Annotated in this window: 26 protein-coding genes and 2 tRNA genes; 2 read left to right on the top strand and 26 right to left on the bottom strand. The window is 57.3% G+C overall.

Translation table 11 applies throughout. The features are described 5' to 3' along the window. Positions 1-23 precede the first annotated feature (23 nt). Positions 24-224, bottom strand: coding sequence for a hypothetical protein (locus tag ACWIKB_RS18195; RefSeq protein WP_475268569.1), 201 nt, complete (start codon positions 222-224; stop codon positions 24-26). 1,481 nt (positions 225-1,705) lie between these two features. Further along, complete coding sequence (locus ACWIKB_RS18190) at positions 1,706-2,332, bottom strand: DUF2939 domain-containing protein (RefSeq protein WP_475268567.1); 627 nt, start codon at positions 2,330-2,332, stop codon at positions 1,706-1,708. A gap of 547 nt (positions 2,333-2,879) precedes the next feature. On the opposite strand from ACWIKB_RS18190, the gene ACWIKB_RS18185 reads away from it, so the two are divergent. Beyond that, positions 2,880-3,266, top strand: coding sequence for a hypothetical protein (locus ACWIKB_RS18185; RefSeq protein ID WP_201193461.1), 387 nt, complete (start codon positions 2,880-2,882; stop codon positions 3,264-3,266). A 208-nt stretch (positions 3,267-3,474) separates the two neighbouring features. Here ACWIKB_RS18185 and ACWIKB_RS18180 read toward each other — a convergent pair whose 3' ends face one another. The 16 genes from ACWIKB_RS18180 to ACWIKB_RS18105 form a co-directional block, all read right to left on the bottom strand. After that, positions 3,475-4,461, bottom strand: a complete 987-nt coding sequence (locus tag ACWIKB_RS18180) for a LysM peptidoglycan-binding domain-containing protein (protein ID WP_475268565.1) — start codon at positions 4,459-4,461, stop codon at positions 3,475-3,477. Between the two features lie 3 nt (positions 4,462-4,464). After that, on the bottom strand, positions 4,465-6,558 hold the full coding sequence (locus ACWIKB_RS18175) for a phage tail tape measure protein (RefSeq protein WP_475268563.1): 2,094 nt from the start codon (positions 6,556-6,558) through the stop codon (positions 4,465-4,467). Between the two features lie 203 nt (positions 6,559-6,761). Then, positions 6,762-7,367, bottom strand: a complete 606-nt coding sequence (locus ACWIKB_RS18170) for a hypothetical protein (RefSeq protein ID WP_475268561.1) — start codon at positions 7,365-7,367, stop codon at positions 6,762-6,764. Beyond that, positions 7,364-7,672, bottom strand: a complete 309-nt coding sequence (locus ACWIKB_RS18165; RefSeq protein WP_475268559.1) for a hypothetical protein — start codon at positions 7,670-7,672, stop codon at positions 7,364-7,366. The genes ACWIKB_RS18170 and ACWIKB_RS18165 overlap by 4 nt, the downstream gene beginning before the upstream one ends. Positions 7,673-8,008: 336 nt before the next feature. Continuing rightward, entirely contained in the window at positions 8,009-9,811 is a 1,803-nt protein-coding gene (locus ACWIKB_RS18160; RefSeq protein WP_475268557.1) for a DUF927 domain-containing protein, read from the bottom strand. Further along, complete coding sequence (locus ACWIKB_RS18155) at positions 9,798-10,679, bottom strand: toprim domain-containing protein (RefSeq protein ID WP_475268555.1); 882 nt, start codon at positions 10,677-10,679, stop codon at positions 9,798-9,800. The genes ACWIKB_RS18160 and ACWIKB_RS18155 overlap by 14 nt, the downstream gene beginning before the upstream one ends. Beyond that, on the bottom strand, positions 10,672-10,947 hold the full coding sequence (locus ACWIKB_RS18150) for a hypothetical protein (RefSeq protein WP_475268553.1): 276 nt from the start codon (positions 10,945-10,947) through the stop codon (positions 10,672-10,674). The genes ACWIKB_RS18155 and ACWIKB_RS18150 overlap by 8 nt, the downstream gene beginning before the upstream one ends. Before the next feature lie 20 nt (positions 10,948-10,967). Continuing rightward, entirely contained in the window at positions 10,968-11,492 is a 525-nt protein-coding gene (locus ACWIKB_RS18145; protein WP_475268551.1) for a hypothetical protein, read from the bottom strand. Further along, positions 11,489-11,704 carry a hypothetical protein gene (locus ACWIKB_RS18140; RefSeq protein WP_475268549.1) on the bottom strand — a complete coding sequence of 72 codons (216 nt, stop codon included), beginning with the start codon at positions 11,702-11,704 and terminating at the stop codon, positions 11,489-11,491. Before ACWIKB_RS18140 ends, ACWIKB_RS18145 begins: the two co-directional genes overlap by 4 nt. Next, on the bottom strand, positions 11,701-12,000 hold the full coding sequence (locus ACWIKB_RS18135; RefSeq protein WP_475268547.1) for a DUF3077 domain-containing protein: 300 nt from the start codon (positions 11,998-12,000) through the stop codon (positions 11,701-11,703). Before ACWIKB_RS18135 ends, ACWIKB_RS18140 begins: the two co-directional genes overlap by 4 nt. A 475-nt stretch (positions 12,001-12,475) precedes the next feature. Next, positions 12,476-12,778 carry a helix-turn-helix domain-containing protein gene (locus ACWIKB_RS18130; RefSeq protein ID WP_027925940.1) on the bottom strand — a complete coding sequence of 101 codons (303 nt, stop codon included), beginning with the start codon at positions 12,776-12,778 and terminating at the stop codon, positions 12,476-12,478. Continuing rightward, positions 12,779-13,048, bottom strand: coding sequence for a helix-turn-helix transcriptional regulator (locus ACWIKB_RS18125; protein WP_475268637.1), 270 nt, complete (start codon positions 13,046-13,048; stop codon positions 12,779-12,781). Positions 13,049-13,184: 136 nt separating this feature from the next. Continuing rightward, on the bottom strand, positions 13,185-14,066 hold the full coding sequence (locus ACWIKB_RS18120; protein WP_475268545.1) for a hypothetical protein: 882 nt from the start codon (positions 14,064-14,066) through the stop codon (positions 13,185-13,187). Positions 14,067-14,239: 173 nt separating this feature from the next. After that, positions 14,240-15,481, bottom strand: a complete 1,242-nt coding sequence (locus ACWIKB_RS18115; RefSeq protein WP_475268543.1) for a tyrosine-type recombinase/integrase — start codon at positions 15,479-15,481, stop codon at positions 14,240-14,242. A gap of 169 nt (positions 15,482-15,650) precedes the next feature. Next, positions 15,651-15,727 (bottom strand) — tRNA-Met (locus ACWIKB_RS18110). A gap of 116 nt (positions 15,728-15,843) precedes the next feature. Continuing rightward, the gene (locus ACWIKB_RS18105) at positions 15,844-17,901 is read right to left on the bottom strand and encodes a methyl-accepting chemotaxis protein (protein ID WP_475268541.1); all 2,058 of its coding nucleotides are present in this window, start codon (positions 17,899-17,901) and stop codon (positions 15,844-15,846) included. 333 nt (positions 17,902-18,234) lie between these two features. Here ACWIKB_RS18105 and ACWIKB_RS18100 point away from each other — a divergent pair, with 333 nt between their 5' ends. Beyond that, positions 18,235-19,452 (top strand): MFS transporter, encoded by a 1,218-nt coding sequence (locus tag ACWIKB_RS18100; protein WP_475268540.1) that lies wholly within the window; start codon positions 18,235-18,237, stop codon positions 19,450-19,452. A 187-nt stretch (positions 19,453-19,639) separates the two neighbouring features. On the opposite strand, the gene ychF is transcribed toward ACWIKB_RS18100, so the two are convergent. The 8 genes from ychF to ACWIKB_RS18060 all read right to left on the bottom strand — a co-directional run bounded on the left by ychF (position 19,640) and on the right by ACWIKB_RS18060 (position 26,560). Beyond that, complete coding sequence (gene ychF, locus ACWIKB_RS18095) at positions 19,640-20,740, bottom strand: redox-regulated ATPase YchF (RefSeq protein ID WP_475268539.1); 1,101 nt, start codon at positions 20,738-20,740, stop codon at positions 19,640-19,642. A 22-nt stretch (positions 20,741-20,762) separates the two neighbouring features. Next, positions 20,763-21,347 carry an aminoacyl-tRNA hydrolase gene (gene pth, locus ACWIKB_RS18090; protein WP_475268538.1) on the bottom strand — a complete coding sequence of 195 codons (585 nt, stop codon included), beginning with the start codon at positions 21,345-21,347 and terminating at the stop codon, positions 20,763-20,765. Between the two features lie 169 nt (positions 21,348-21,516). Further along, positions 21,517-22,119 carry a 50S ribosomal protein L25/general stress protein Ctc gene (locus tag ACWIKB_RS18085; protein ID WP_475268635.1) on the bottom strand — a complete coding sequence of 201 codons (603 nt, stop codon included), beginning with the start codon at positions 22,117-22,119 and terminating at the stop codon, positions 21,517-21,519. Between the two features lie 141 nt (positions 22,120-22,260). Further along, entirely contained in the window at positions 22,261-23,202 is a 942-nt protein-coding gene (locus tag ACWIKB_RS18080) for a ribose-phosphate pyrophosphokinase (RefSeq protein WP_003208392.1), read from the bottom strand. A 46-nt stretch (positions 23,203-23,248) separates the two neighbouring features. Next, positions 23,249-23,323, bottom strand: a tRNA-Gln gene (locus ACWIKB_RS18075). A gap of 36 nt (positions 23,324-23,359) precedes the next feature. Continuing rightward, positions 23,360-24,211, bottom strand: coding sequence for a 4-(cytidine 5'-diphospho)-2-C-methyl-D-erythritol kinase (gene ispE, locus ACWIKB_RS18070; RefSeq protein ID WP_475268632.1), 852 nt, complete (start codon positions 24,209-24,211; stop codon positions 23,360-23,362). Positions 24,212-24,213: 2 nt separating this feature from the next. Continuing rightward, entirely contained in the window at positions 24,214-24,831 is a 618-nt protein-coding gene (lolB, locus tag ACWIKB_RS18065) for a lipoprotein insertase outer membrane protein LolB (protein ID WP_475268537.1), read from the bottom strand. 4 nt (positions 24,832-24,835) lie between these two features. Next, positions 24,836-26,560 carry a tetratricopeptide repeat protein gene (locus tag ACWIKB_RS18060; protein WP_475268536.1) on the bottom strand — a complete coding sequence of 575 codons (1,725 nt, stop codon included), beginning with the start codon at positions 26,558-26,560 and terminating at the stop codon, positions 24,836-24,838. Positions 26,561-26,635 lie beyond the last annotated feature (75 nt).

The raw sequence follows: 26,635 nt of genomic DNA, 5'->3' as shown, positions 1-26,635 counted from the left end.
GGTGTCGGAAATCTTCCCGTCATCTACAGTCGCATCTCTCTGATGACTCGCCGAGGCTCCGTACCTTGGGCAAGCGCTCGCCTTGCGTCCTTGGTGAGCTGGTCAAGCGCCTGATCTTCAAAGGCTGCCGCCATGGCTGCGGCCTTCCTCACGATCAGCAATGCCAGCTCGGGTGGAAATACCACTTTGTCGATGGGTAGGTAGTCGCAGTCGATAACGGACATGGGGTGGCCCTCGCAGATGTGGTCGTATTCAACAGCCGTTGAGCTGGCGTTCGATTATCTGATAACTGCCGTGATTCCGGTAGTTTGCTTGGGGCGTTCTGTCGCCTATCGAGGCTGGTTGCGAGCGTCAATTCTTCCTTGACGAGCCCACCGAGAATTTTTGACGGGCCGCGCCCTCAGTTGCTCTGATAAATTTTCGCCAGCCCTTACAGATCAAGGCGTTCAGCCAGGCGCAGGCGCATCGTGGTCCGCCAATCCGTCTAACCCTGTCAAATATTTCGTCAAGGCTGGTCAAGGTTCTAGCCATTCTTGACGGGGCGCGGCGCTCGGATGCGGCGTGCTCCTCCGCGCATCAGGTGGGGCGCTGCTGTCCGGGCGGTTTGACTGTTCGGCAGGGTCACAATCTGTCCAGTGCCTGTCCAGAATTTGTCTGGGGTCTGTCAAAGGTATGAGACGGCCAGGACGGCTTGTTTGACGGCTCCCGCATGGAATCAGCTTCAGACGCACATCCATCGCCGGTTTCGTCTCATGCCTGTCTCACATTCCGTCAAAGCGTGGTCAAAGTAGCGGGCACTCGACACTGTGTTGACTCCTACACAGTGTGTTGTTTTCAACACGCAGCAACCTGATAAAACCTGACATTGGAGCGGCTGGCGCGGGTCATTCATGGGGTGTTTCCGCAAAGGGGGCATTCGACCTAGATCAGCTCCATTCATGGGGTTTGTTTCGCAACGCTCATTCAGCGTCGCTTTCGCGTGCATTGCACCTCATCCATGGGGTTGTTTCGCAAACCTGCGTTTGGCCAGTGAAAAACACAGCAATACCGTGGAAACCACAGTGGAAACCAGCGACCGGTAACAGCTTTCATTGGTGACTTTTCGCGGTAACCAGCGTGGTAACCACTGGCCGGGTTCGCACCAGCTTCGCGTAAGAGGGTGCGAACCAGAAGTGCGAACCTGTTGCCGGCATGTACGGCGAGTGCGTACTGAGCCGCGTACGAATGCCGGATAAGGCTGTCTCCGAGGCGGTTTCACGCACTCCAGTTGCGTGAAGATAATGCGTGAAAATATGCCGATCGGTACTTGATGCGGGCCTTCCATGGGGTTGGTTTCCCAAATTGCCATTCAATGCTTCATTGACCGGGGAATCCGGTATCAAGATGGTCACCGCGTTTGGTAAGTGGCGCAGGCATCCGGTTCGAAAGCCCAGTTTGGTGGATACCGGGCGACCAGGTGAGCGCCAGCGACTTATCAAAACTTAACATCTGATCGGCGCGGCGAACCTGTCAAAACCTGTCATCCAGCGCGCACCATAACCTAACAAAACCTAACGTCGACTCGGGTGCGTGAACCCCGTCTTTAGCTTGCTATCCATCGTTATGTTCTCGGGCGGGGCGACCCAGTTGAATGGTGGTTTTTGTGAGCTGGCACCAAGCCGGCTACCGTTAGTGAGCGCCTAGTCGGGAAGTAGATAGGCTCCGACTACAATGGAAGTCTGATCCCCGTTAGGCGCCATGCAATTAAATCTCGCCGAAGGATAAACTGTGATGGGGCTCCCCCATTTTTATCGGGGACTTCAATCACGAACTTGCTGAAACCTTCGTAGCGCATATGGGCGTTCTCGAATGGCTTCTTATCTACTGACGCAACATTTTTACCTGAGCCTCCGCCACCCGATATAAGTTTGCCCGGCTTTTCGCCTTTCATCAGTTCAACTAGTCCAGATGGCGTGACGAGAGTAGAAATCATTTTCTCTGCTATGCCACTTGCAAATGCCGTTGCTAGGGCTGCGAACGGATTATCCTTAAGCTCTGTTTTGGCTTTTGCCATGATGGAGGCGTTGACCTGCTCTTTAAGGTCTTCTCTTACGCGAGGGAAATCAATGTGTTCCTCCAGGGCTTCAGTGTCCTGAGCTTGAGCAGCCTGTCGAATTTGATAGACCGCTACGTATGGTGCCGAGACAACCCCCGCCAGCGCTATAGCTGCTATACCAACCATAATTAGCAACGGCTTTCTTTGTCTTATTGAGGCGCGTTTGTCGGGGACTGAGAGCAGCTCAGCAGCACTTTCGTTCCGCTGTTTGGCTGACAGTGCCTTGTTGTAATCCACGCCACACTCTGGGCATTTCAACGGATCGCCGAAATCGAACTGTGGAGCTTCATGGTTACACACAGGGCATTGCATAAGGTTCCCTCCTAAAGTTTGATACTCGGATGGACTTTAGCATGCTGTATCAATTTGACAGGTCCTCCTCAGAGGCGAATGAGCAATATCAAGGTATCTGGCGGCTACCCGATCATGTAGGTCATCATCCATGAGTGATGCCGGCCAGGGAGCCATTGGGGGGAAGAGCAGCGGCGACTCCCTGTGACGACTACGCTAAGTGGCGTATAGAACGACCCATGCTTCGAGGTGGCTCATATGGCAAGACGCGGCCGGACTTATCAGTGGCGAGACGAAAAGATCGAAGAGGTAACGTCTGCTCGCACTGGCACTTCACGTCCGAAGCGAACCGCTGCGCCCCCTAAGTCCGCAAGGCTAGGCTTTCAAAATGGATTACTACTTTTCACTTTTTGTAGCGTAATCATGGTGTTTGCAGTGCCCGCGCTGATCGCCGTTTTATACGTTATTTTTTCTGTGATCTTTGGCGAGTGATATGAGTAAAAAGCTGATTTTTATTGCGTTGCTGGTTGCGTACTCCAGCTTCTCACAGGCTCTTGAAAGCGAGTATTACGAAAGCCAAAAAGATATCGAAAAAATCACAAATGAAATCCCGACAATTGTCGGAAGTCTTACCGACCGGGCAAGACTCAATGGAATCAAGATAAATTCTGTAGCTGTGATGAAATTTTCTAAAGCCGATACTGAAGGAGATCCGGACACCAAGGATGGGGACATTGATTACAGCTTTGAAACCGACTCAAAAGAATGCACAGTGCTCGGTTCTGCCGGGTTTTCGTACAGGAATGGCAAATACACGCCGACAACAAGAACGGCACTATGGCTTTTGAAGGGCAAATGCCATGGGCCGGAGTTTCCGTGATCAACAAAGGCCGCCGGCAGGGATACCGACTGCCGAGGCATTGCGCTTCGGCAGTCGGGCTTTCTTCTTATTAGCCCCTTGGTAAGGGGACGGTTTGCCGTTCGAACCGGCCTTGGTACTTACCGGCGACTTTAGCCTTCTCTATATTCAAAAACACCGCTCCGCCAGCAGGGCTCTTGGTGTCACTAAGCTTCGTATTCAGGTCCATCTATTCACCTACTGGGATTTTTATCGTCTGAATGCCGTCGAGTTGAGGGTCGATGATGCTGTTGGCCGCTGCGATCTCGGTCCAGCGCGACTGATCCCCGTACGCGTCTGCGGAAACCTTCTGAAGGCTGGAGTTGCTGGTGATAACACTCGATACGCCATTCGCCAGCGGTCCGGACAGGACGCTCTTATGCATCCGCTCCAGCACACTCTGCATCTGGTACAGCGGTACGAGCTGGGTCAGTGCCGCGCCCTGGCGCATGACGTTGTTGGCGGCGATCGATACAGGGTTGCCTGGCACCAGCCCACCAAGGGTTGTAATGTCGTTCACTGACGCGCCCACTTGGGCAATGACTGACTGAACGACAGCCTGCGCCGCTACCAGAGGACGAATCACGGTCTGCACCGTGTCGATGGTGGCATTGGCGAACCCTTGCACCTGCGAGACGGCATCCTTGACGGTGTTGATCGAGGATGTGACGGCATCAGAATTGATGATGCTGGCCAATCCCAATGATTCACCAATGTCGCTATTGATCAGTTTGTCGAGCGTGCCGGTCAGCGCGTTTTCCGTAAGCGGCGCATCGAGGCGCGAAACCACGGTCAATTCCAGGGTGTAGCGCCTGCGATACTCGAATTCAAACACCGGAACGAAGTTGGACAGGAGCACGCTGAAGTAGTACGAGCCAATGTTGAGGGAGAGCGGCAGGCCCTCGTCTCGCATGGTCTCCAACTGCGTGACACGTTCCTGCGCCGTAGCCCCAATGATCCAGCCTGACCACGAAATGTTGTCGTAGTCGACGCCCATTACATCAAAAATGCGCTTGCCGCCGACCAGCTTGTGCATGACGAGTTGCTGCTTGCCGGCGCCCGGGGTAGCCGACTCAGGAACCTCAAGTCCGGTGAACTCGAAATCTCCCAAAATTACACGAGTGGCAAATGGGTCTCCGCCTGGGGCGAAGTTGTCCAGGAAGGTAGTGAAGCTCATCGGTTATCCCCTTGGGAGGGCTGTGCTAGGGGTTCCTGGCATCAGCATGCTGCGAGATGGGTCGAAGCCATTAGTGCTGGTTCGCGGGCGACTCAATGCCTTGGCTTGGTGCTCCGTCACAACTTCTGCAATCTTTTTGCCGTCCAAATGGATTGGCTGAGTCAATTGCACCGTTAGTGATTGCTTGGGCGGTATAGGGACCACCAGAGACTGATCTGACTTATTGGTGAGGCTTGGCAGTAGCGCCCAGGAAGGAGCCGATTTGCCAGCCGCCAACTGAGAAGACGTGCCACGGTATTCATCGGCGAACGTCGTCTTTGATATCTGCATCGAAGTCGGCAGTATCATGTTTGCTCCCGCGATCAGCGTATTGAAGATCGTCTGCCAGCCAGTCAGAAAAACCAGAGCGAACGACTTGAAAGCCCCGCCGATATCGCCGTGGAACAGTTTGACGAAGCCAGTCTTCATGTCATTCCACATGAGTTTCAGCGCACTGCTGATCTCCTTCCAGTTGTTCCAGAGCAGGAAGGCCGCCAGAGCAATCGCAGTGACAACAAGGCCGATCGGATTCATCAGGAGGGCGCGGCCAAGAAATGCGATGCCTTTGCCGACATTTACCGTGAGCATGACCAGGTATGTTCCCATCCTTGCTAGCCACGGAATCATCGGTGCAAGACCGCCGCTTGAGACAAACATCAACGCTTTGGCCAAGAGCAAGAACCCGCGCCCGGCAGCGATGATCATGTTGATCAAACCACCCGTGATCAGGAAGCCTGAAAGGCCGATAAGCGCATAGGTGAAAGCGGTGACATATTTGGGGTTTTCGCCCATCCACTTCGTCAGCGAAACAATGCCATCGTTAAGCATCGTTATACCCGCAATAGCCATTGGCAGGACTTGATCGCCCAGCAGCAGCATTAAGTCCTTCCATTTTGCGGCCAGTTCAACCTCTTTGCCTGAAAGGGTTTTACGGGTTTTCTCCACCGAAGCATCAATGCCTAGGGCTTTATGCTGCGCTTCAAGCGAATGGTGAAGCTTCTCAATGTTCTTGTCGATGAGGGTGAACATCGCGCCGCCGGTAGAGCCGAACAGCATGGCGTTTGACTGCCCAATTGCAGAGTCAGAGGTGATCCCCATGCGCTTGTGCATCGGCATGATGATTTTTTCGTAGAACTCCGTCGGGTTCTGGCTGAACATCTCGGCACCGATCAGCGGGTTACCTTTGAACGCCTTGATTCCGCCCTGCTTGTTCCAAATAACCTTGTCCTCATCCCAAATCTTGTTGGCTACAAGCTCGTGAGCGACCTGGTTAGGAATTTTGACGATGCCGTTCAGCCTGTTGTAGGCGGTCCTGATCGAGAAGCCGGCCGTCTGGCCTTTGAGCATGGTGATGATGGGTTCCATCATGGCAACTGCGTCATCACTCATGTTCATGGCCGCAATACCGCCGCGGGCCTTGAACTGGCGCAGTTGCTCCCAGTTCACCGAGCCACCGGAGGTCTGGGTCATCTTCCAGCCAGCATCCGCAAGCTCATTGAAACGCTTGGCCGATTTCAGACCGCCCGAGTCTTCGATGTAACGCATCATCGCCATGCTGCTGGTTTTCATGACGGCCTGCGTTTCTTCGCTCAGGCCGGATGTCGCATAGGCGATTTTTGAGAGCGTCGGCGCAGCGATCTTGGCGCCTTCCAGCGCTTCCATGCCTGGCAATCCGCTCTCACGAAAGACGCCCTGTGCCTCGGTAAAAAGTTTCATATTGGTGGTAATGCTAGTGCCGATTGAGTTCATCCCTTTGACGAACCGCTCAGACTCCGCATTGACCGAATCAGACATGCCGTACAGCGAGAACTTGGCCATTTCTGTCTGGTACTTTTTGGCCTCTGCAAGCGGGGCTTTGAACAACGTCGCAATGCCCATGCCGCCAGCAAACATTGCGCCACCAATGGCCGCTTGCTTGCCGATCGATGACAGTTTTGCGTTGAGTTTGTCGACATCCTGACCGGTCGTGGCCATGCTTTTGCTGATCAGCGCCATGCCAGCGCTGACGTGGTTGATCAGCGATAGTTTTACGGCGACTGCGTATGCTTCAAATGCCATGTCTAGTTACCTTTGTAAGGACGGGTGCGAGGTTATTTCGAGACCTCGAACAGTCAGGACGAAATAGCTCGTGGCTATTCGCATTTTGAAGATGCCTTTTATCCAATGTGTTCACCTCTCGTTTGTTGGGCCAATGGCCTGTCGTGTTGCTCAATGTCGCGACGCATTTGCGAAAAACGAAAACGTCTCGCATCTCGAAATAGTTATTTCTTAATGGTGCCTAGGGTTGGTGAGGCTTCGGGACAGAGGGGGGAGCCAGGTAAGAACGGACCGGGGAAAAGGTGCTCCGGACATTCTCTGATGAACGTGGAAATCGCGAGCTGACAGGCGTTGAACAGAGGTGCGGTGCTAGGTTCTTGGCCGCGGCAAGCGGCGCTGTCTTCAAGAGAACAGGCGTACACCAGTTCGGCGATAGTGGTATAGCCAGCACTGCGCGCCGTCTCACGCTCCACTGTGTTGATCGCCAGCAAATCGCACAGTCGGTCGAACCCAAGCCCTATTGCCAGACCTTCGGTATCCACCACTAGCGAGCGCCCGAAACAGGCGAGCACGTTGCGTAGCTCATCTCGCTCACTGCAGCGGTGTTCGGCGAGTTGCTGCTCGATCTCTGCGATTGCACCAGAAGTGAATGGCAGGTTCTGGCGAAGGAGGTTCGCTTTACGCTCCATTGCCCGATGTTCGTTGTGAATGGATTCGAGCCTCTTACTAAACTCGCGACAGATACGGCGGGCAACGATCAGACTGGTACTCATGCTGGCATTGGGTTTTTTGGCAATGTCCGCGAGGGTGGTAACGAAACTGGTGCTCATGGGCGAGCCTCCATAGGTGTGTTGTCGTAGCTGGCGCGCAGGTGAGCTCCAGCAGTGCAATGGCGGCCGGTGGGTGCGTAGCAGGATCGGCAAACCATGATGTGGCTCAGGTATTGGTCGCGGGCCTGTCGCCACTCGGGTGTGGCAGTGGCAGCGTTTGCGTGTGGGGCGGTGATGAACTGGGTAGGGCGCTCGACCCGAGTGGCCAGCACCAGGCGCGGGCGAGGTCGACTATCCACTTCTGGCGATTCAGTACCGATAACGACTGGCGGCATGTGATCGAGCAAGCTGGAAAGGAGACTCATGCCGGCACCTCGCCCTGATTGCTCAATTGCCCAAATGTGTCTGTAGAAAAAAAACGGGGGAACGGGGGAACAGTGGGAACAGCCAATGTTTCCGGGGCTTTCAGAGGGGGATTCTGTACCCCACGTTTTTTTGTGGGGAACAGTGATAACCAAATGCTCAGAAGCGGGGAGACGCTTATATTCAAAAACATGTTTGTGTTCCCCCTGTTCCCCATACATTCAATAAGGGGGAACGGCTACAAGCCACGGTTTTACTGGCTGTTCCCCCGTTCCCCCTGTTCCCCACGTTTATAGGTTCCTGTGAACTCGGGCATTCGTACTTGGTGGATATGGTGGTCATGCGCCGCCCCCTTCGCTGTCCATTGCTTCGGGATCGATGACGTACAGGCGCGCCGACCCGCCGGCGGGGATGCGGTACTTTTTGGTTTTGCGGCTATCGCGATCGGTGTCGCGCTTGGCCAGGGCTCCGCCAACTTCCAGTGCCTTGATCACGCGGGTGAGGCCGAATCCGTGGGCTGCCTCGACGAGTGCGGACTTGTTGAATAGGTAGAGCCGCTTGCCGGCCACCATCTCCCAATAGCCGGCACGGTTGAAGACCTTGGCATCCACCTCCGTGGCGTCGACATCGGAAAACCGGCTGCTGCCGTGTTTGTCGATGAAGTCGAGGATGCCGGCCAGGATCTGGCGATCCTCTGCGTTACCGCCACCTACACGTGAGAGCCATTCCCCATAAAGCAGGCGGCAGTCGGCGAGGGCGGTCCCTTGTTCCCAAGGCAGCAAGCCGAAAGCGATGGCCATCTCCCCCGCAAGTGCGATCACGGCGAACCGATCGGCTACGCGCCCCGCCTGGGCGTTGTCCTCGACGAACTGGGCGCGGATGCCGTCAAAATCGCTGAGCAAGCCTGGCTTATCGTCGGCGGCGACCAGGCGATCCACAAAGGCTGGCCCAAGGTGGCCATGGTGTGCGCCGACAGCCACGGTGAGCTGCCGGTGAAAGTCCGCTCCCTCAAGGCCATGCAACTCATCAAAGGCCCGGTGCGTGCGGGTGCCGGCGTTCACGTCGACCATGCGCAATTCAGCGCCAGCATGGGCAGCATTCCCGGAAATGGCGGCGTGCTCAGAGAGCGAGCGCTCTCCACTGGAAAGCGTGAGCAGGCGCCAGCTCAGTTTGCCCCTGGCTTCGCGCTCACGGGTCATGGTTCCCTTACCCTGGCCGTTGGCGAGGGAGTAGGCCATTTCCTGCACCCGCTTTGGGTCGGCGCGCTTGATCTCATCCAACGGCAGGATGGTGTCGTTGCGGCTCGACGCCTCGATCTCAAGGCCGCCCTTGGTCATGTCCCAACTGGCGGCGAACACGCCCGGGTCACCCCACACCGACGAACCGATCAGTTGGGCCAGAGATTTGCCGCTCGAGCTGTCGCCCACCAGGTGAACACCACCACCCAGCACGCCGACCAAGCTCAGCAACGGACCAGCCAGCGAGCAGCCGATCGCCAGCGTAAGTACCGGGTTGCCCGCGCACTTGGCGGCGACGGCCGATTGCCACAGCGCCAGCTCACCACGCTGACTGAAAAGCACCTGGGCTTTGTTGCTGGCCTGATATCGCACGTTGGCCGCGCCGATCGTCCGCCCGGGCAGTACGAACGCACCTGACTCATGCCAGCCGGGCCGGCAGGTAGTGGCGAACACTTCGGCGGGGTGCTGGTCGAGCAGGTACTCCATGAACGTGCCGCGCTTCTTCAAAGCGATGATGACGCCCATGCCGAACAAGGCGCGCCGGGCGTCCTCGCCGCTGCCGCCGAATACTTCCATGGCAATGATCCATTCCTTGATCCCGCCCTCTGTAACCAGACGCAGGAGCCGGCCCTCGCTGCCGTCGTCACTGTTGGTGGTCCGGGCCACGACCGTGACTGGGCTTGAGATCCACTCATCGCTGATCGGCCTGTCGGCGGCGTCGTTCTCGGCGTCGTCCTGATCCGCAGCGGTGCGCTTGAAGCTGTGCCAGTAAACGCCCGGGCGCAACTTGCGGCCGTTCTCGTTGGTCACCCAGTGCTCGTACACCGCCCAGCAAGGACGAGCAGGCGCGATGGTTGCGGCTTCTGGCCGAAGGTTGATCACGTTGGTATCAGGCTTGGCCATTGGCGAGCTTCCAGTTTGCGAGGTCGTTGAAATCGGTAAGGTCATCGGGCGAACCTTCTGGCCATTCGGGGAAGGCCACCTCGGCACCCACCGCTGCCGCGGCTGCGTTCGCTGCTGTGCGTCCCGGGTTGCCGTCGGTGAGCCGGTCGTCGTCGCCGGCTATGACGATTGGCTGGTCCGGGTAGCGAGCGCGAAGACCTATCGCCGCCTGGATCAGGTTGCCCGCGTTCATGGCTGCCGCAACGACGTAGCCGCCGTGCTGGTGGAGGCTGGCCCCCGTCGCCCATCCTTCGCAGATGCAGAGCACGGAACCGGGCTCGATGATGCCTAGAGGCGAGTACGTGCCCTTCACGCGGCCACCAGGCAAGAAGCGCTTGGCGCCGTCGGGGGCGATTCTCTGCAAATTGACCAGACGGCCATCGAGGTACAGCGGTACGAGCAGATCAGCGCCGCGCTGGCGCAGACCGTGGGAGCGAACTCCTTTGGCGGTGAGGTATGGGTGATCTGGCGAAGCGCGCCGAGCGTTGCGCCACCAATGATTAGCCCTCTCGGCGGCCTGCTGCTGGCGCCGGAGTTGCTCGGCTTCGCGCTGCCGCCGTGCTTGATCAATTCGCTCGCGGATCTGCGCCGCCTCGCGAGCGTCCACCGGTTCGCGGCTACACCAGGTGCTGGCGGTTCCGGACTTCCAGCTGCCAAACGCACCAGAGGCGATCCTGTCCAGGTACAGGACGTACCAACCATTCAGAGTACCGGCCTTGTCGTCCGGAACGCGGAACCGGTGAATGGCGCTATCGGGAACAGGCAGCCAGTCGAGCGAGCCATAAACAGCCTGGAGCGCATCACGAAACAGGATCGCTGCGTCATCCATGACTAGCGCTCCCAGCGAAGACTCGGCAAACCCGGCCATTGTTTACGGCGTGCCAGTGCGTGATGTCGTCGATGGATTCAACGAGACAGGCTGTCACCTGAGCGTCGACGCTACGCATAACTACGCGCCCGCACTCGGCGTCAGACTCCGTCAGGAACGGGCCAAGCAACGCCTTCAGCGCTTTCGGATGGGTCACATAGAACAGCTCTGTGGCTTTTTTCGGGCAAGCCGATCCCGTTGGCGCCGGCGCGCCATTTTGAATTTTCATGTGCTTAAACCTTTATCGAATCAGCAATTCACGGGAGTCGCCGACGCTGTGCGCTGGCGAGAATCGGGGCGTGGCCCCTCAGGCAACCGAAGCTGCGTCGCTAAGTGGCGAACGCGTGATTGTCCAAACAGCATCTGGTTGACCTGTGCCGATTTGTCAGACCACCGCTCATGATCCGGGCCGTGACCTATTGGTTTAGCCATGACCCATTCCGGGAGTTGTTTACGCGCCCGCATTTCATTGAGCATGGTCCACCAGGTCAGATGACGGGTGCGCTCCAACTCCATCAGATCAATGAGACTCTGGCACTCATAGGTGCATGGATCGAGGTCCTCTCCCGGTTGGATCTCGTCGACGCCAAACAGAGCCTGATTGACGATGCTTCTCTCGAGCAACGACTCCTGATAGTCGGCATCACTACCAATGTCTTTGCCGCGAACCCACTCCGGCAACTCGTTGGAAAGGCGCAACTGATTGAGGACACCCCACCACTGAGATGCGTGTTCGCGCTCGGCGTTGATTGACGTTGAAAGCAAGCGGCTCATTGGGCACCCCCTTGCGCAGCGATCAAGTCGTCGAGAAGGTCCGCCCAAGCCATTGCGGTGTGCTGAGCGAAAACGGCGGTGACTCGTGCCACAAGTATGTTGATCGAAGGTGAGGCGATCAGGGCGAAGGAAAGCGCGAGCAACTTCAGAATTTCCTGAACGTCCCGCATGTCTTCAACGCTGATTTCGGCTGAGAGGGCTGGAGTGTTCATTTGGCACCGCCCTGGCGACTGCCAAACTGGATAGGCGCGGTGGAGGAATCAACCAAAGCCTTGGCTGCGGCCATCAAAAACCTGATTCCAAATGCCTCGTCAACGCCAAGGCCGCCATCCATGGTTTTCGTAAGAATTGCATCCCCAGCCGCGAGGAAGCAGCTCGCCTCGTGAAGCGCATCGGCGACGGGAATGCCGGCGGAGACGGTAAAGAACGGTCGCGCCCCTACGAAGTGAAACTCCGAGGAGTTTGTGAGCAGTGGAGCAACCTTCGGCTCTGTGTTTTGGCTGTTCATTGCACACCCCCTTCAACTTCAAGGGCGCGGGCTTTTGCCATCGCGGCGTTGTAGCGGGCGAGGCGGACGGAAAGGGATGAGTTTGCGCGGAGAGCGCTCAGGGCCATTCGGCGGTGAGCAAAAGCGCGGATTGCGGACGGAATGAGGGCGTGTTTCATGGGTGTAGCTCCGTTTACTTCATTGGAGCCACTCCAATCTGCCGCCAAGCAGAGAAGGGTGGCGAGTTGCACAGGATTGGCGGACCGGGGTAAACGGAGCCCGGCGCACCCTAAGGTGCTCCTGCGCAACCCGCCATAACACGAGAATGCGGGCACAAAAAAAGCGCCTGCAATCGTAATGGGGGCGCTGTTGCGCCGTTTACTATTCGACCCGCCAAGGTCGTTGTCAGCAATGTGACAAAGGAAACGATACCGGCGGGCGTGATTGCTGGCAAGAGAAGTTATAGACCATTCATCGCAGGACATTGGGGTAGTCGTCATGCGGATACTCCGGCAGGCGGGTTGGTGCTGAGGTAGTAAAGGGCTATGCGTGGATGCTTGCGGCCTTGGTCGTCGGTCAGGTCAAGACGATGAGTGAGAATCTTGTGGCCTAGGGCGCGCAGCTCGTTAATGCGAGCACCAGGGCGAACGATGTTCAGTTCTCGGATGGCGGTGAAGGTATCAATCGGGCCGGCTTTAAGGCGCTCCAAAAGGCGAGCACGTTGTGCGGTTCCGCTGGTATTCTCTACGTGAGTATTTTCGTGGCTGGCCTGTTGGTCGGCCATTTTTTTGTCTGTCATTTACGCCGCCTCCCCACGCAGTGCGATGCGCTGGCGAACCCAGGCTTCAACTTCTGCAAGCACAAAACCAATGGGCGAACCGCGTGACTTGCTGTTGCTCAGAGGCACAGGGCGAGGGAAGGTTGGATCGTCTTTGAGGCGCTTATACACGGTGGGGCGGGCGAGGCCGGTGATGGCCTCCAGATCCGGCATGCGAATCAGGGTTATCGATGGGTCAAAGTTCTGCGCGGCTGTGGCAGAAGATTGGTGCGACGCGTGAATGGTATGCATGTTGTGTTTCCCGATACTGATGTAGACGGGAAACATGGTGATTGCGCAGTGATTTTCTCGGCAGCCCCGTATGCGCGCAGACTGTACAGTTAGCGCGCAAAACGTACAGTCTGCGCGCAGGGTGGTAGTAGCTCAGTCAGGTCTTTAAACGCTCGTGCGCCGTGATCCACCCATAAAGCGTTCTATCGGTAACTCCGTAATCTCTGTGCATATTTCTGGCAAAAGCAGCTCGGCTACTGAAGTTCGAGCCAGTAGTGTCCCAGCACAATAGAGCGGCTGTTTTGCTTTGGCTCGTCTCTTTGTGTCGAGCATTGGCTGCTAGACTTGCGGCGAGAGAAACCTTCTTCCTCACCAGTTCATCTACCTGCTCGGGAATTCTTTTTTCATTGTCCTGCAGGAAAAACTCGATTCTCTTACGCATTTCGTGTTGGTCTTGATACTGCTCTGCTCTACAAACGACCTCCATGATGTCTACTGCATTGTTGGCAATGGAGCTAAGGCGCACCATAGGTATGTCTTCTTTCAGGACGGGTGGCCACCATTCATCGTCTTGGAATGAAAGCATCGCTTGACCAATGAGCACCAATGCTAAAACGGCGATGTATTCGTAAGGTTTTGCGTCAGGGAAGTGCTCGTCGTCAAGGTCGACCCCTTTTAAACTCTCCTCCAGTGCCTCAAGAGGGCTAGTGTTGTCCTCATTCGGAAAATCGAACTCATCGGAAATGATGTCAGGGTTGTGATCGACTAGCTCCCATAGCCCATCTTCCGTCCGTTTTTCGTCGGGGAGATAACGGAGTATCGGCCCATCGTTCTTTATTTGAAGAGCAATCCAGGATTCTTTCTCTTTGTAAAAGTACTCGCTGGTGAGCCACTCGATAGTTGAGGCAGCCCCTCTGATCTCATGTTCTGATCGGTTCTCAAGCACCAGCTTGGCGCGTGCTTGCATGCCGCGCAGCCGCCATATGGGCTCGAACGGCACCTCGTCTGTAAAGGCATCAAACTCTTTATCCGTTTCCATGATCAACTCCTCTCCCGCACCCTGTAATGAGAAGTCGGCCGGCCGGATGGGTGTCCGACTTTTCACCCCTTAGGGCTAGGCGGGCAAAAATATTGTGTCTGTCTGAGTACTTGTGTTCGAACAGCGATAGATTTCAGTCTATATGCGTCTACGAGAACCATGGAAGGCCAGGTTCAGGCCCTCTTTCCAAAGTCGCCTTGAACAACCACACCACCGGCCAAGCCGTCGAGGTGGTTCGCATACCATTGCATCATCGTCGTGCGCTGCTGCAGGTACTGGGCCTTGTTGTAGACGCCAGCGACGCCAGGCTTTTTGTGCGAAAGCTGGGCCTCGACATGGTTCTCATCGAACCCGTTTTCGTTGAGCACCGTTGAGGCGATATGCCGGAAGCCATGCCCGGTTTGCCGCCCTTCGTATCCCATCCGACGCAATGCCATTAGGAACACCGTGTCGCTCCGCGGTTTGGTGTGATCGCTGCGACCCGGGAAAAGAAGGGGATAGCTGCCGGTATATTGGCGCAACTCCTCCAGCGCCTCGATCGCCTGAGACGAAAGCGGAACCAGATGCTCAAGGCCTTTCTTACGACCTTTACGCTCGACAGGAATCGTCCAAATCTTCTTGGCAAAATCGAACTCTGACCACCGTGCCTCGCGCAACTCGCTGGGACGCACGGCGAAGAGGCTCAGCAGTCGCAGGCCGAGGCGCACGTCGTGTGCATGAGGGTAAGCTGCTATGGCGCGGATCAGGCCCGGCAGTTCATCTGGCGACACGTGGGCGTAGTTCTCTGCCTTGCCTGACTGGAGGTATTTCTGAAGGCCTTCAAGCGGGTTATGGGTTGCGCGGCCGGTCACCCTGGCCAAGTCGTAGACATCTCTGCAGTACGAGCGAACCCGGCTCATCTGCTCGAGGATTCCCTGCTGCTCCATCCCTCGAAGAAACTCCATCCATTCGAGCGGGGTGATGTCTGCATAGGGGCGCTTACCGAACACGGGGAAAACATGGCGCTCGAAGGCGCCCATGATCCGCTTCGACGTGCCTGCGTCCCAGTTGGTGAGTCGTGAGGTGTACCACTCCCTTGCCAGCGGCTCGAATGTCTCGCCGGCAGTGTCCCTTTCTGCTTTTTTGCGAGCCTGCTTCGTGACGATCGGGTTCTTGCCATCAGCAGCATCGGCGCGAAGTTCGGCAGCTTTCTGCCTGGCCACCGATCCGCTCACATCGGGATAGCCGCCCAGCCCAAGCCATGACCATTTCCCGTCGGGCTTCTTGTATCGAAACTGCCAGGACTTCTGACCGTCAGTTTTCACGCGGAAATAAAGGCTGTTTCCATCGAGCTCGCGATATTCCTTGGCATCAGGCTCTAGCCCAGCCAGCGCGGTGTCGGAGAGGGGGCGGCGCTTGATCTCTGAACGCTTCATCTGACCTGTATCCCTTCGGTTCAATTATTTGTCGAGGATACACAGTGGGATACACGGAGGGAAGGTATAGGGGGATACAAGGAGGGATAGCCAGAAACAAGAAAGCCCGCACGAGGCGGGCTTCTTGTTTTGATTTATAGACATTCTGAGACATCTGTAAATCGGTACTTGGTGGCTACACAGGGACTTGAACCCCGGACCCCAGCATTATGAATGCTATGCTCTAACCAACTGAGCTATGTAGCCAAGTGGCGCGCATTATTCACCTGGAACGAAGATGCGTCAAGCGTAAATTTAAAATATTTCTCCACACTTTCAACCGGTTATCGTCCTGGCCCGAAAAAACGGGGCAGGGCAGGGCGTCAACTGAGCTGAAATCTCCCGGTATTCGCACTCAAGGCCTTGCTGCCCTGGCTCAAAGTGTCCGCCGCGAGGTTTACGGCCCGCGCGCCTTCCAGCAACCTGACAGCGGCCTGATCGACTTGCTGGATGTTGCCGCTGACCTCATCGGCGGTGCTCGCTTGTTCCTCTACGGCGGTGGCGATTTGTGCCAGGGTGTCGGTGACGCTCTGCACAGCGCTGGCGATTTCTCCCAGGCGTTCGCCCAGGCCAGTGACGGCTTCGGCGTCGGACTGGGCCTGGCCACACGCGGCTTCCATCAGGCTTACCGCCTCATTCACGGTGTTGCGCAGGCTGTCGACGGTGCCGGCAATTTGCGCGGTGGACGACTGGGTGCGTTGGGAAAGACTGCGCACCTCATCGGCCACCACGGCAAAGCCGCGACCTTGTTCACCCGCGCGAGCAGCCTCGATGGCGGCGTTGAGCGCCAACAGGTTGGTCTGCTCGGCGACGCCACGAATGGTGTCGACCACCAATTGAATCTGCTGCCCTTGCGCACTGACCCGACCCAATGCCGCCGCGGTGTCGTTGAGCCGCTGATTGAGCTGCTGAATGCTCGCCGTGGTGCGTTGGCTGTCGCGGCTGCTGTCTGCGGCAATGCGCTGGGTGTGCTGTGCACTGCCGGATGCCTGCTCACAGCTCTGCGCGACCCCTTGGGAGGTGGCGGCCAATTGCGTGGCAGCGGCGGCGATCTGGCTGATCTGAATCTGCTGGGCTTCGACTTCGCCCAATGCGCCGCTGGAATGATCGTTGAGGGTGCGCACGGCATTGCTCAGCTGCAACGTCTCGTGATCGACCCCGAGCAAGCTGTTGCGCAGTTGCACCACCGCGACATTCAGTGCGGTGCTGATTGCCGCCAGTTCATCGCGCCCCTGCACCGGTACTTGCAGGCTCAGGTTACCGTCGCGCAAGGCTTCGGCCAGCACGGTGATGCCGCTGGCACTGCGCCGGATCGAAGCCTGCAAGCACACAAACAGGTACAGCGCGGCTAGCAGCAGACAACCAAAGATCGTCGCCACCAGGATGAATTGACGGATGGCCGAGCTGTGGTAGTAATCCAGGCGTTGATCCAGCGACACCAAGGATTGCTGGCGCAGCGAGGCGAGATCGGTCAGCAGCGCGTCGAGGTTGTGTTCGAAGTCTTCCGGCTTGAGGTTGATGCTGCCGCCGAACACCCCGTCGTCCAGCACTTTCAAGGTGGAATCGAGGTGCTTGAGGCTGTCATGGTACTGCCCGGCCCAGGTCTGTAAAGCGCTGGGCAGGCGTGCTTCCAACAGGCTCGCGGTTTTCACCAGTTGCTCCCGCGCATCACCGATGCGACTGCGCAGATCGCGCAATTGCAGACGGCTTTGCAAGGTGAACTGACCCGACACCACCGACGCCTGGCCAACCGCCGCGAGGCGTCCGACCCGTTCAATCAGGTCCGGTGCATGTTGTGTGGAAATCTGCGTCAGCAAATAGGTTTCCAGCCACGGCGCCAGGGTCAGGCGATTGTCCATGACGATTTGTTCGCGCAAGGCTTGCAGGGCACTCAAGGCGTTGGTGAAGCGGTCGTAACCGTCCGGCCACCAGCCGACGCTGCTCAGGCTTTTCGAATCCAGGCCGTTGAGGGCAGTTTGCAGGGCTTGATAGCGGGCCAGGATTTCACCTTCGGCGCCTGCGGTTTTCAAGGCGTTGCCCAGGTCCGTAGTGGCTTGGGCGACAGCGGGCTGCACGGCGTCGAAAGCGCCCATGGCGGCGATCGTGGCCGGCGTCGGCTGGCGATTGGTTTCGGTGGCGCGCCAACGGGCCGCGCGGTCACGTTGGGCGGCGAGCAGGTTGTCGAGTGCGTCCAGGGCCAGCAGTTGGTGAACCCCGGCACGTTCACCGGTAATCAGCTGGAGTTTGTCTCGATAGTCCTGGCCGATCATCCACAGGCTGCCGGCCAGCGGCAGGATAAACAGCAGAAACAACAGCTGAAATTTGCGTGCGAAGCCAAAACGCCCCAGCAGTCCGATCCCCGGTGATAAAAAAGCCTGCATGCCCCATGACTCCTCTGGACACCACGCACCATTGGCGTGCGTCGTGATCATTGCGACCGCGACTTGTGCCCCTTTAAAAGGCCTCGAAAGTTCACCCTTGCCAGCTCTGTAGGCCGACTCTGTAGCGAAACTTCCCATTCTCGATCCCCTTTGTAAGGGGGCCGCGTTGAAGCGGATAAGCAAGGCAAGATTCAGACCATGGCGTTGCGCTATCACCCACTCTTCGATGAACGACGAGGTCGTTAGCAGGCTAAGGGGATGGCGCTGCTGCACTGAAAAATGGCACATTGACGCACCTGCCCGTGTGCACCCCTCTGTTGTACGGAAATTCTCATGGCTATCAGCAATGCCCAGACCGGCGCTACGCCGGCGTCCGCGACTCCACAAAGCAGCCCTTTGGTCATGCGCATCATTGGCGCCGTGGCGCTGGCGCACTTGATCAACGACTTGATTCAGTCAGTGCTGCCGTCGATTTATCCGATGCTCAAGGCCAACTATGGCCTGACATTCACCCAGGTCGGTCTGATTACCCTGACCTTCCAGCTGACGGCGTCGCTGCTGCAGCCGTGGGTTGGTTACTACACTGATCGCCATCCAAAACCGTGGTTGTTGCCGGCCGGAACGGTGTGCACATTGATCGGCATTTTGATGATGTCTCAGGTCGGGAGTTTCCCGTTGATCCTCCTGGCGGCGGGATTGATCGGCATCGGTTCCTCGACCTTTCACCCGGAAGCTTCTCGCGTAGCGCGACTGGCTTCGGGCGGGCGTTTCGGCCTGGCGCAATCGACCTTCCAGGTCGGTGGTAACGCCGGATCGGCCTTCGGTCCATTGCTGGCCGCGGCGATCATCATTCCCTACGGCCAGGGCCACGTCGCGTGGTTCGGGTTGTTCGCGGTGTTTGCGCTGTTCGTGCTTTATCGCATCAGTCGTTGGTACGCCAACCACTTGAGCCTGTTCAAGCTCAAGCAAGGTCAGGCGGCGACTCACGGCTTGTCGAAACAGCGGGTAATCAGTGCGCTGGTGGTCCTCGGTCTACTGGTGTTCTCCAAGTATTTTTACATGGCCAGTTTCACCAGTTACTTCACCTTCTACCTGATCGAGAAGTTCGACCTGTCGGTGGCCAGTTCGCAGCTGCATTTGTTCCTGTTCCTGGGGGCGGTGGCGGCGGGGACGTTCTTCGGCGGGCCGATTGGCGACAAGATCGGGCGTAAGGCGGTGATCTGGTTCTCGATCCTTGGCGTTGCGCCGTTCACCTTGATCCTGCCCCATGTCGACCTGTTCTGGACCAGCATTCTGAGCGTGGTGATCGGCTTCATCCTGGCCTCGGCGTTTTCCGCCATCGTGGTGTACGCGCAGGAATTGGTGCCGGGCAACGTCGGGATGATTGCCGGGGTGTTCTTCGGCTTGATGTTTGGTTTCGGCGGGATTGGCGCGGCGCTGCTGGGGCATCTGGCGGATGTTCACGGGATTGAATACGTGTACTTCCTGTGCTCGTTTTTGCCGCTGTTTGGGGTGTTGGCGATCTTCCTGCCGAGAACCAAAAAGGCCTGACCCAACACCATTCCCCCTGTGGGAGCGGGCTTGCTCGCGAATGCGGTATGTCATTCAACAGAGATGTCGACTGACACACCGCATTCGCGAGCAAGCCCGCTCCCACATAGGTTCTGTGGTGTGGCGGATAAATCTTTCAGGCACAAAAAAGCCGCGTCTAGACGCGGCTTTTTCTTGCGCAGATGTTTTACACGTTGAAACGGAAGTGCATCACGTCGCCGTCTTTGACGATGTAGTCCTTGCCTTCCAGACGCCATTTACCGGCTTCTTTGGTGCCGGCTTCGCCCTTGTACTGGATGAAGTCGTCGTAGGCGATGACTTCGGCGCGGATGAAGCCTTTTTCGAAGTCGGTGTGGATCACGCCAGCGGCTTGTGGTGCGGTGGCACCAACACGGACGGTCCAGGCGCGGACTTCTTCGACACCGGCGGTGAAGTAGGTCTGCAGGTGCAGCATCTCGTAGCCGGCGCGGATCACGCGGTTCAGGCCAGGTTCTTCCAGGCCCAGGGCTTCGAGGAACATGTCTTTCTCTTCGCCGTCTTCCAGTTCGGCGATTTCGGCTTCGATCTTGTTGCAGACCGGAACCACCATGGCGCCTTCTTCTTCGGCGATGGCCTTGACGATGTCCAGCAGCGGGTTGTTCTCGAAACCGTCTTCAGCGACGTTGGCGATGTACATGACCGGCTTGGTGGTCAGCAGGTGGAAGCCACGAACCACTGCTTTATCATCGGCGCCCATGTTCTTCATCAGGGTGCGCGCTGGCTTGCCGAGGGTGAAGTGAGCGATCAATTGCTCCAGTAGGCCTTTCTGGACCACTGCATCCTTGTCACCACCCTTGGCGTTGCGGGCGACTTTCTGCAGTTGCTTCTCGCAGCTGTCGAGGTCGGCGAAGATCAATTCGAGATCGATGATTTCGATGTCGCGTTTCGGGTCGACGCTGTTGGAGACGTGAATCACGTTCTCGTCTTCGAAGCAGCGGACCACGTGGGCGATGGCATCGGTCTCGCGGATGTTGGCGAGGAACTTGTTGCCCAGGCCTTCACCTTTCGAGGCGCCGGCTACCAGGCCTGCGATGTCGACGAATTCCATGGTGGTCGGCAGGATGCGCTTTGGATTGACGATGGCCGCCAGGGCTTCCAGACGCGGATCCGGCATCGGCACGATACCGGTGTTCGGCTCGATGGTGCAGAAGGGGAAGTTCTCGGCCGCGATCCCGGATTTGGTCAGGGCGTTGAATAGGGTGGACTTGCCGACGTTAGGCAGGCCGACGATGCCGCAATTGAATCCCATGGTGTTTTCCCCGAGGAGTGAGTCAGGCCTTCTGGCTGTGCAGGTTTTTCATCGCGCGGTTCCATTCCCCGGCGAGGATATCCGGCAGCACGCCGAGGGCAAAGTCGATGCTGGCATCGAGTTTTTCCTGTTCGGCGCGTGGCGCACGACCCAGGACGAAATTTGAAACCATACTGGCTACGCCTGGGTGGCCAATGCCAAGCCGCAAGCGATGAAAGGTATTCTGATTGCCCAGTTGCGCGATGATGTCGCGCAACCCGTTGTGACCGCCATGGCCGCCGCCCTGTTTGAGTTTGGCAACGCCCGGAGGCAGGTCGAGTTCATCATGCGCCACGAGGATTTCTTCAGGCTTGATGCGGAAGAAACCAGCGAGTGCCGCGACGGCCTGGCCGCTGCGGTTCATGTACGTGGTGGGAATCAGCAGACGAACATCCTGACCCTGATGCGAATAGCGCCCGGTCAGGCAGAAATATTTGCGATCCGCTACAAGGTTTACGCCTTGTGCGTTCGCGATGCGCTCAACAAAAAGGGCCCCTGCGTTATGCCGGGTCTGTTCGTATTCAGCGCCTGGATTTCCCAGGCCAACGATCAGTTTGATGGCAGTCACGATAGGGGCCCTTCCTTGGAGTGGTGGATAACATCGCCGCAATCAGGGAGTGCGGCAAAAGTGGACGACAAGTGCTCATTTACCATTATGTAAACTCCGCGTTCTCGCCCGCTTTCTCGCTACGCTCTAGTCCGCGATGTTTCCGGTCACTCCGGCGAACAGAGTGAAATTACTCTGCTGCGCCTTCTTCGGTAGCTTCTGGAGCAACACGTGGAGCGTGGACGTTGGCAACAGCCTTGTCATCACCGTGTGCCAGAGCAACAAACTCAACGCCTTTAGGGGCTTTGAGGTCAGACAGGTGAATGATCGAGCCGATTTCGGCGTTAGCCAGGTCGACTTCGATGAATTCAGGCAGGTCTTTCGGCAGGCAGGTCACTTCGATTTCCGAAACAACGTGCGAAACTTCGCCGCCTTTCTTGATCGGAGCTTCTTCACCAACAAAGTGTACAGGCACAACAGCGGTCAGTTTCTGGCCAGCTACTACGCGTACGAAGTCAGCGTGCATCACGTGGCCTTTGGCCGGGTGACGCTGCAGAGCTTTGATGATTACGTTTTGCTTGGTGCCGCCAACGTTCAGCTCGATGATGTGGCTGTAAGCCGCTTCGTTTTCGAGCAGTTTGGCAACTTCTTTAGCCAGCATGCTGATGGATTCAGGGGCTTTTTCGCCACCGTAAACTACAGCTGGAACCAGGCTTGCGAGACGACGCAGGCGGCGGCTCGCACCTTTCCCCAGGTCGGAACGCACTTCAGCATTCAGAGTAAAATCGTTCATGTTGTATCTCCAAAATAACCACATTCGCCCCAGCGGTTGCGACCAGCGCTAAAGGCGATATGGGCAAAAAAGCCCCGCCCCGACAGGAATGCCGGGGCGGGGCGCTTTTCGTCAACGAGACATTCGAGAAGGGCAGGGCCCTTAGCGGAACATCGCGCTGATCGATTCTTCATTGCTGATGCGGCGGACCGCCTCGGCAACTACCGGCGCGATATCCAGTTGACGGATACGCGAGCAGGCTTGAGCAGCAGCGGACAACGGGATGGTGTTGGTCACCACCAGTTCGTCCAGCATGGAATTTTCAATGTTTTCGATCGCCCGACCGGACAGCACAGGGTGTGTGCAGTAGGCGAAAACCTTGGCAGCGCCATGCTCTTTCAGGGCCTTGGCCGCGTGGCACAGAGTGCCGGCGGTATCGACCATGTCATCGACCAGAATACAGGTACGCCCTTCGACATCACCGATGATATGCATCACTTCAGAGTGATTGGCTTTCTCACGGCGTTTGTCGATGATCCCGAGATCCACGCCCAGGGATTTGGCAACAGCACGTGCACGCACGACGCCACCAATGTCCGGGGACACGATCATCAGGTTTTCGAAGCGCTGATCTTCAATGTCATCCACCAATACTGGGGAGCCGTAGATGTTATCTACCGGAATATCGAAGAAACCCTGGATTTGGTCAGCATGCAGATCAACCGTGAGAACACGATCGATGCCGACTACGGTAAGCATGTCAGCGACGACTTTCGCGCTGATAGCCACACGTGCGGAACGCGGACGGCGATCCTGACGGGCATAACCAAAGTAAGGAATAACAGCAGTGATACGAGTAGCCGAGGAGCGGCGGAAGGCATCAGCCATCACTACCAGTTCCATCAGGTTATCGTTGGTCGGAGCGCAAGTCGGCTGAATAATGAAGACATCTTTACCGCGGACGTTTTCATTGATCTCGGCAGTAATTTCGCCGTCGGAAAACTTACCGACAGAGATGTCACCGAGAGGGATATGCAGCTGACGTACAACACGCCGAGCCAGATCGGGGTTAGCGTTCCCCGTAAAGACCATCATCTTGGACACGCGCAGTACCTGAAGGCTGAGGGTAACCTGGATGAGTATAGGAAAATGGCAGGGGCGGCTGGATTCGAACCAACGCATGGCAGGATCAAAACCTGCTGCCTTACCGCTTGGCGACGCCCCTGTATCTGTTGCAACGATTACCCAGTAATCGGTTCCTTTAGAGCAGACTTTGCAGCTTGCGATGCAACATCGAAACGTTGCTTCCCTTTGCTACAAACCCTGTAAGGGTCTCTGTAAGAAGGGCCGAGACTTTATCAGCTTCAGCTTTGCTTGGGAAGCCCCCAAACACACAACTTCCAGTTCCGGTGAGTTTTGCTTCGGTAAATTTACCTAACAAATTCAAAGCGTTACGTACCTCTGGATAACGCCTTGCTACTACCGGTAAGCAGTCATTTCGACTGTTTCCCTTGGGAACGGGGCGCACTTTAATGGGAGAAGAGTTACGTGTCAACAACGGATCTGAAAAAATTTCTGCTGTACTTACAGATACTTGCGGCACCAGCACGAGATACCACGGTTCTTCGGGGTCTACAGGGGTGAGTTTCTCCCCGACACCTTCGGCAAAAGCGGCGTGACCACGCACGAAAACCGGGACGTCAGCCCCCAGTGTCAGGCCCAGTACGGCCAGTCGATCCTCATCCCAACCCAGTTGCCAGAGATGATTGAGGCCGAGCAATGTCGTTGCGGCATTTGAACTGCCGCCGCCGATTCCACCGCCCATGGGCAGGATTTTTTCGATCCAGATATCGATGCCGAGCGAACAACCGGATTGCTCCTGAAGCTTTTTTGCGGCTCGAACAATCAGATTGCTGTCGTGAGGAACACCTTCGAATTCAGTGTGCAAACGAATCACACCGTCATCGCGAACGGCGAAGGTGATCTCGTCACCGTAATCGAGAAACTGAAAAATCGTCTGCAGCTCGTGGTAACCGTCTTCACGGCGACCAAGAATGTGCAGCATCAGATTGAGTTTGGCCGGCGAGGGCAGCGTCAAACGCGGAGCAGTCATGTTCACTGCCCCAGTTTGCGTGGTTGCCATTCCTTGATCACCAGCGTGACATCAAGGTCGGTGCCGTGCAGTTTGATCCGCTCGGGCAGCCAATAGCCGTTTTGCTCGGCGTAGCTCAGGTATTCGACCTGCCAGCCATCCTGCTCAAGGTTGGCCAGACGGCTGTCGGCGTCCAGGGTCAGGCGACTTTTGCTGTCCGGGGCCGGGAGCCCGCGAACCCACCAGGCCAGGTTGGACACCGGCAACTTCCAGCCCAGTTGCTCTTCGAGCAAGGCTTCCGGCGTCGGCGCCTCGAAGCGACCCTGGTTGGCGACTTCCAGCGCGACTTTGCCAGGACGCCCGGTCAGGCGTGCGGCACCGCGACCCAGTGGGCCGGAGAGGCGGATGTCGTAGTAATCCTGTCGCTGCAGCCAGAACAGCGTGCCGCTGCCCGAATCCTTGGGCGCGCGAATGCCGATCTTGCCGTTGATCTGCCAGCCGTCGAGGCTGGTCATTTGCTCTTTGTACACGCGCCATTGGGCCGGATTACCTTGACCCTGGACCGATTCGCGGGCGCCGAAACCCGCGCAACCGGCGAGCAGGGCGATGAAGCTGAAAACAATAACGTGGCGCAAAAACATAATCTTAAAGAGTCTCTGATCCGGTCAGGCGCTTGATGGTGCCGCGCAGGGTAGGGCTGTCGGGTTGATCCTTGAGGAACTTGCCCCAGATTTGCTTGGCTTCGCGCTGTTTGCCGTTGGCCCACAGGACTTCGCCCAGGTGAGCGGCGACTTCCTGATCGGGGAATCGCTCCAGCGCCTGACGCAGCAAGCGTTCGGCTTCATCGAGATTGCCCATGCGGAAATTCACCCAGCCGAGGCTGTCGAGTACCGCCGGGTCTTCCGGATTGAGCTGGTGAGCGTGTTCGATCAGGGCCTTGGCTTCTTCGTAGCGTGTCGTGCGGTCGGACAGGGTGTAGCCGAGAGCGTTCAACGCCATCGCGTTGTCCGGGTCGCGCTTGATGATCAGGCGCAGGTCTTTTTCCATCTGCGCCAGGTCATTGCGTTTTTCCGCCAGCATGGCCCGGGTGTAGAGCAGGTTCAGGTCGTCCGGGTATTGCAGCAACGCTTTCTGCAAGACGCCCCAGGCCTTGTCGCCCTGATTGTTGGCGGACAGGGTTTCGGCTTCGATCAGGTACAACTGAATCGCGTAATCGGGTTGCGCGTCGCGTTCGGCCGCCAGTTTGCTTTGGGCCTCGGCGGTCTTGCCGTTGTTCATCAGAATATCGGCCTGGCGCAATTGCGCCGGCAGGTAATCGTTGCCGGGGCCGACCTGGGCGTATTCGATCAATGCGCCTTGCGGGTCGTTACGCTCTTCAGCGATACGGCCAAGGTTCAGGTGAGCTGAATCCACATGGCTTTCCCGGGCGATCAGGTCTTCCAGGTAACCCTTGGCCTCATCCCAGGCCTTGGCTTCCAGGCACACCAGCGCCAGGGAATAACGCAGTTCGTCATCTTCCGGGTACTGCTGAACCAGGCTGGAGAACTCGACCTTGGCGTCACTCATGCGGTCCTGTTCGACCAGCATGCGTGCGTAAGTCAGGCGCAGGCGTTTGTCGTCCGGGTATTTCTTGATGCTTTTTTGCAGCAGCGGCAGTGCTTCGCCACCACGGTTAAGTGTTTGCAGCAGACGTGCGCGCAGCAGGATCGGGGCGATTTCGCCTGCTTCAGGCGGATTGTCTTCCAGCAGGGTCAGTGCGCCTTTGGCGTCGCCGTCCTGTTGCATCAGCAAGGCTTTGCCGAAAATCAGCTGGCCGTTCTTTGGATGGCGCTGCAACAAACGGTCAAAACTTTTCATCAGACCGTTGCGGGTGTCCTGATCGGTATCTGCCGCGGACAGGGCGAGAAAGTCGAAATGCGTATCGCCTTTGCCCTGCAGAACTTTCTCCATGTAGACCATGGAGTCGTCATAGCGCCCGGCGCGCGCCAGTTGCACGGCGGCTGCCCGTTGCGCCTCGAGATCATTCGGGGCATTTTTTGCCCAGATCAGCGCGGTATCGAGGGCGGCCTGATCGGCGCCAAGGTACTCGGCGATGCGGAATGCCCGCTCGGAGATGCCCGGATCCTGGGTGTTGATGGCCTGGGTCACGTAGTTGTCCAACGCAATGTCGAAACGATTGCGTTGGCCAGCCAGCTCGGCGCTCAACAGACTGAAGACGGTTTCTTCACTGAATGAGCTGTAGACCTTGGGCTTTTCAGGGGCCGGAGTGCTGTCTTCAACCGGCGGCGTACCGTCCGGCGAAACGGGTGCCATAGCCTGGCAGCCGCTGAGGAAGACAAAAGCGAGGAGCAACGCGGAAGATCTATTCATATAGGAGAAGGACGACTAACCTGCGGTCGGATCATCATGACACAAGCCTTCGGCCAAACATAACCGCGCGGCCAA

Source organism: Pseudomonas sp. 5Vm1k (genome assembly GCF_056161485.1).
The sequence above is the reverse complement of the archived record's forward strand: the minus strand, read 5'-3'. Positions and strand labels throughout refer to the sequence as shown.